At 66.4% G+C, this 5,088-nt stretch carries 4 protein-coding genes; 2 read left to right on the top strand and 2 right to left on the bottom strand.

Translation table 11 applies throughout. The annotated features are described in order from the left end of the window. Positions 1 to 96 precede the first annotated feature (96 nt). Both XI09_RS08985 and XI09_RS08980 read right to left on the bottom strand, forming a co-directional pair. Positions 97 to 1,005, bottom strand: a complete 909-nt coding sequence (locus tag XI09_RS08985) for an NAD(P)-dependent oxidoreductase (protein ID WP_271566519.1) — start codon at positions 1,003 to 1,005, stop codon at positions 97 to 99. A 220-nt stretch (positions 1,006 to 1,225) separates the two neighbouring features. Further along, positions 1,226 to 1,609, bottom strand: coding sequence for a carboxymuconolactone decarboxylase family protein (locus XI09_RS08980; RefSeq protein WP_271566518.1), 384 nt, complete (start codon positions 1,607 to 1,609; stop codon positions 1,226 to 1,228). Between the two features lie 182 nt (positions 1,610 to 1,791). Here XI09_RS08980 and XI09_RS08975 point away from each other — a divergent pair, with 182 nt between their 5' ends. Beyond that, complete coding sequence (locus tag XI09_RS08975; protein ID WP_271566517.1) at positions 1,792 to 3,738, top strand: TIGR02302 family protein; 1,947 nt, start codon at positions 1,792 to 1,794, stop codon at positions 3,736 to 3,738. After that, positions 3,726 to 4,880 (top strand): DUF4175 family protein, encoded by a 1,155-nt coding sequence (locus XI09_RS08970; protein WP_271566516.1) that lies wholly within the window; start codon positions 3,726 to 3,728, stop codon positions 4,878 to 4,880. The genes XI09_RS08975 and XI09_RS08970 overlap by 13 nt, the downstream gene beginning before the upstream one ends. The last annotated feature ends 208 nt before the right edge of the window (positions 4,881 to 5,088 follow it).

The raw sequence follows: 5,088 nt of genomic DNA, 5'->3' as shown, positions 1-5,088 counted from the left end.
GAGTTTGGCGAAGATTCGTCGTTCGGTACTCCTACCGCCCACAATCGATAGATTCCGCGGTATGGGTCCCGGCCTTCGCCGGGACGACAACGGAGATTACTTCCCCGCCAAACCACCCGTCTTCCCACCAACCACAACCCCCGCCTTCTTCTCGATCGGCTTGATCGCCGCGGTGAAATCGGACTCGGCGCCTTCCGCGCTGATCACCGTCTCCCACAGGCGCCCCACGGCATCCGCGACCTCCATCGACAGGCCGAGCTGCTTCATTTCCTCCAGCGCGAGGCGGACGTCCTTCACCATCAGCCCCGTGGCGAAGCCGAAATCGAACGTGCGCGGCAGCACCGCGCGCGGAAACTTGTCGCGGCTCGCGGTGTTCATGCCCGAGCCGGCATTGATGACGTCGATCATCACGGCGGGATCGAGCCCGGCCTTCACACCCATGACGACCGCTTCCGACGTCGCCACGATCGCGGTGGCCGAGAGGAAATTGTTTGCGAGCTTCATGGTCTGGGCTGCGCCCGGCTTCTCGCCGATGAAGAACACCTTTCCGATCACATCGAGCGCGGGCTTGAGCAGCTCGAACTCCGGCTTCGGCCCCGACACCATCACCGCCAGCGTGCCCTTCTCGGCGCCGCCGACGCCGCCGGAGACGGGGCAGTCGATCTGCACGATGCCGCGCTTGGCGAGCAGGGCGTGAATCTTCGAAGCCATCGTCGAGCCGACGGTGGACAGATCGATGAAGCGCTTGACGCGCTTGCCCTCGATCACGCCATTCGTCCCCGTTGCAACTTCAAGCGAGGCTTGCAGCGAGGGCAGGCTCGCCATTACGGTCTCGACCTGATCGGCCACGTCCTTCGGTGATGTCGCTGGCGTCGCGCCGCGCGCGATGAGCTTGTCGACGACCTCCTTGCGCGTGTCGAACACGACGAGCCGGTTGCCAGCCTCGACCAGCCGCCGCGCCATCGGGAAACCCATGTTTCCGAGGCCGATGAATCCGATGTCCATGGTGTTTCCTTGTTTTGATTATTCGTTGTTGAGGTGAAGCTGCGCCACACCCTCCGCTGTCGTCCCGGCGAAGGCCGGGACCCATACCCCCAGGGAGGAGTCATTGTGCGAAGGCGGTAACTCCGAGTCCCCATAATCACATCTGCTTGTGGTTGTGGGTCCCGGCCTTCGCCGGGACGACGGTGGGGACACATCTTGCCTCCCTCACCCACGCGCTCCCTCATGCCTTCCCGTCGATCTCCGCGAACACCTCGCGCGCGATGCGGAAACTGTCGACTGCGGCCGGCATGCCGCCATAGATCGCGACCTGCATCAGGATCTCGCGGATCTCGTCGCGGGTGACGCCGTTGGTGAGTGCGCCCTTCAGATGCGCGCGGAATTCGTGCTGGCGGTTGAGGATCGCGATCATCGCGATGTTGAGCATGCTGCGGGTCCTGCGCGGCAGCTCCTCGCGGCCCCACACCGTGCCCCAGCAATATTCGTTGAGCATCTCCTGGAACGGGCGGTTGAAATCGTCGACGTTCTTCAGGGCGTTGTTGACATAGGCTTCCCCCAGCACCGCTTTGCGGACTTCCAGGCCCTTGTCGTGCATCTTCTTGTCCATGGCGTTTCCTTCGTTTCCCTTTTTGCTTGTCCCGTGGATGGCGGCGCGGAAATTACGGGGTTGCGGCGGGCCAGTCACGTCCTCGTGTTATGCGGGAAAAGGGGGCTCTCCCGTACAGGAACGGATGCCTCAGTGCTGCCGTTGTGATACGCTCTCCTCTACCGGGCAACTTGGAGAGCTGATTGAACGGCGTCACCCCCGACCCGTCAGACCCGATCCGCGATGGCGACGCTCTGTCGCGGCTGAAGCTGGCGCAGGCCCTCGATCGGGCGAGATATGCCATCGCGTGGGAGCGTGCCTGGCCGAATCTGGCGCGGCTTCTGACCGTCGTCGGCCTGTTCCTGGCGCTGTCCTGGGCCGGTCTCTGGCTGGCGCTGCCGTTCCTTGCCCGCGCCATCGGTCTCGTCGTTTTCGCCGGCATCGCGATTGCCGCCCTGTTCCCGCTGGTTCGCTTCCGCTGGCCGAGCCGCGAGGAAGCTTTGAGCCGGCTGGACCGCGGCTCCGGCATCCGTCACCGCCCGGCCACCACGCTCACGGACACGCTGACCTCGCAGGACCCGGTCGCGAAGGCGCTGTGGCAGACGCAGCGCGAGCGTACGCTGGCCTCGCTGAAGCGCATCCGTGCCGGTCTGCCGCACCCGCGGCTCGCTCTTCACGATCCCTGGGCGCTGCGTGCGCTGGTCATGGTGATGCTGGTTGCGACCTTCTTCGCCGCCGGCAACGAGCGCGCGATGCGGCTCGGCGCGGCCTTCGACTGGAACGGCGTGCTGGCGCCGACCAATGTTCGCGTCGATGCCTGGGTCACCCCGCCGCTCTACACCGGCAAGCCGCCGGTGATCCTGTCGGCCGCCAACAAGGAGGCCGCGGCGCTGCCCGCCGGCGGCCCGCTCGCCGTTCCCGCCGGCTCGACCCTGATCGTGCGCTCCTCCGGCGGCAGCCTGGATGTCGCGGTCTCCGGCGGCCTCAAGGAGGTCGCCCCCACCGAGGCCACGCCCAAGGGCACCAACGAGAAGCATTTCGCCATCACCGGCGACGGCACCGCGCATGTCCGCGCCCCCGCCGGCCAGCCGCAATGGGCGTTTGCGGCAACGCCGGACCGCGCGCCGACGATCGCGCTGGCCAAGGATCCGGAGCGCCAGGCGCGCGGTGCGCTTCAGCTCTCCTACAAGATCGAGGACGATTACGGCGTCACCGGCGCCGAAGCGCAATTTGGCCTGCGCCCCGCCGATGCCAAGGATGGCGCGAAGGATGGCAGCAAGGACGCCGATACCAAGGCTGCCGCACGGCCGCTGTTCCAGCCGCCGCAATTTCCGCTGGTGCTGCCGAATGCGCGCACCCGCAACGGCGTCGGCCAGACGGTGAAGGACCTCAGCGAGGACCCCTATGCCGGCGCCGACGTCACGCTGAGGCTCACCGCCAAGGACGAGGCCGGCAACGAGGCTAGAAGCGAACCCTTCAACATGCGCCTGCCCGAGCGGCTGTTCACGAACCCGCTCGCGCGCGCACTGATCGAGCAGCGCCGCATCCTCGCGCTCGATGCCAACAGGAATTCCGACGTCTACACCGCGCTCGACGCGCTGATGATCGCACCCGAATTGTTCACGCCGGATGCCGGCTGCTATCTCGGCCTCCGCAGCCTGGCGTCCCAGCTCGAGGCGGCCCGCACCGACGACGCGATGCGCGACGTGGTGGCGAGCATGTGGGCGTTCGCGGTCACCATCGAGGACGACGGTGTCGCCGGCAGCGTCAACGCCGCGCTGCGCTCGGCGCAGGACGCGCTCAAGCGGGCGCTGGAGCGCGGCGCCAGCGAGGACGAGATCCGGGTGCTGACGCAAAAGCTCCGCGAGGCCATGGCCGGCAAGGTGCGCGACCTCGCCCGGCGCGCCGAGCAAAATCCGCTGGGGCCCCGGCAGCCGTTCCCGGCGGAGGTCCAGCTCATCCTCGACAAGGCCGTCGAGCTGCGACAAAAGACCCAGCACGCGACGCCCGAGCAGCTTGAGGAACTGGCGCAGCAGCAGGACGCATTGCGCCAGCAGCTTCAGGCCTATCGCAAGTCGGCGAGCAACCGGGCCAAGGCGGGGGACGACGGGGCCAACCAGTTTACGCGGGACCGGAAATGCGGAAGCTAGCACGCGTGCCAGTCTTGAAGGCGACGTCGATCGCCTGCCTCGCCTTCCTGTTGGGAGGCCTGCCGTCCGTCGCTGCCCAGCAGGATCAGGATCCTGATGCGCTGCTCGATAGCGCGGAAAAGGCGATGCAGGATGCCGGCGATAACCTCCGGCAGAAGGAGTCCGGGCGCAGCCTGAGCAACCAATCCGACGCCATTCAGAAGCTCGAGGAGTACAAGCGCGCGACGGAAAGAAACCAGTCCTCCAATCGCGATCGCTCCGTCATTACGCAGCGGGATCTGGACGATCTCCTGAAGCAGATCGAGAAAGCGGCGCGCGAAGGCAATCGCGAGGCGGCGCAGCGCATGCTCGAGCAGCTGGCGCAGATCATGGAAAATCTCCAGATGGCGCAGCCCGGCCAATCCGGCGACAGCGACATGGAGCAGGCGCTCAACGAGCTCAGCGACATGATCCGCAAGCAGCAGCAATTGCGCGACAAGACCTACAAGCAGGGCCAGGATTCCCGGCGTGACCGCTCGCGCGGCAAGCCGCAGGGCGACCAGTCGATGTCGGACCTCCAGCAGGACCAGCAGGCGCTGCGCGACCGGCTGAAGAAGTTGCAGGACGAACTCGCCAAGCGCGGCCTCACGCAGAAGGGACCAAAGGGCCAGAAAGGGCAACAGGGGCAGAAAGGTCAGCAGGGCGATCAGGGACAGCCCGGCCAGGATGGCGATCAGGACGGTGACCAGGGCGATGATGACGGCAGCCTGGACACCGCCGACGGTGCCATGGGCGATGCCGGATCAAAGCTCGGCGAGGGCAATGCGGATGGTGCCGTGGACTCGCAGGGCAAGGCGCTCGAAGCCTTGCGCAAGGGTGCGCAGAAGATGGCCGAGGCGATGCAGCAGGGCGATGGTGACGGGCAGGGCGATGGTCCGGGCAACCGGGCCGGCCGCCAGCAGAGCGGCGGCAATCAGACCGATCCGCTCGGTCGCCCGCTTCACGGCCGCGAGTACGGCGACGACTACACGGTCAAGATCCCCGGCGAGATCGACGCCCAGCGCGTCCGCCGCATCCTCGAAGAACTCCGCCGCCGCCTCGGCGATACCTCGCGTCCGCAGATCGAGCTCGATTATATCGAGCGGCTGCTGAAGGATTTTTGAGCCGCCTCCCCAATGTCGGTCCCGGCCTATTGCGCACGGGGGCCGGGACCCATAACCCCAGGGAGTGGTTTGGCGAAGACTCGTCGCCCGGTACGGCTAGCAATCCCTACAGATAAATCACGCGGTGGGTCCCGGCCTTCGCCCACAGGCGCTAAAATAGTTGCATTGCTTGATAGCGCCGTTTTCGTCTTGGTGGCTCGCGTAGATG

Origin of the sequence: Bradyrhizobium sp. CCBAU 11386, from assembly GCF_028128955.1 — a bacterium.
GTDB lineage: Bacteria > Pseudomonadota > Alphaproteobacteria > Rhizobiales > Xanthobacteraceae > Bradyrhizobium.
The sequence above is the reverse complement of the archived record's forward strand: the minus strand, read 5'-3'. Positions and strand labels throughout refer to the sequence as shown.

What these genes read in the sequence shown, in the direction of transcription:
- XI09_RS08985 (WP_271566519.1), bottom strand. Translation starts at nt 1,005, where the DNA reads ATGGACATCGGATTCATCGGCCTCGGAAACATGGGTTTCCCGATGGCG.
- XI09_RS08980 (WP_271566518.1), bottom strand. Translation starts at nt 1,609, where the DNA reads ATGGACAAGAAGATGCACGACAAGGGCCTGGAAGTCCGCAAAGCGGTG.
- XI09_RS08970 (WP_271566516.1), top strand. Translation starts at nt 3,726, where the DNA reads ATGCGGAAGCTAGCACGCGTGCCAGTCTTGAAGGCGACGTCGATCGCC.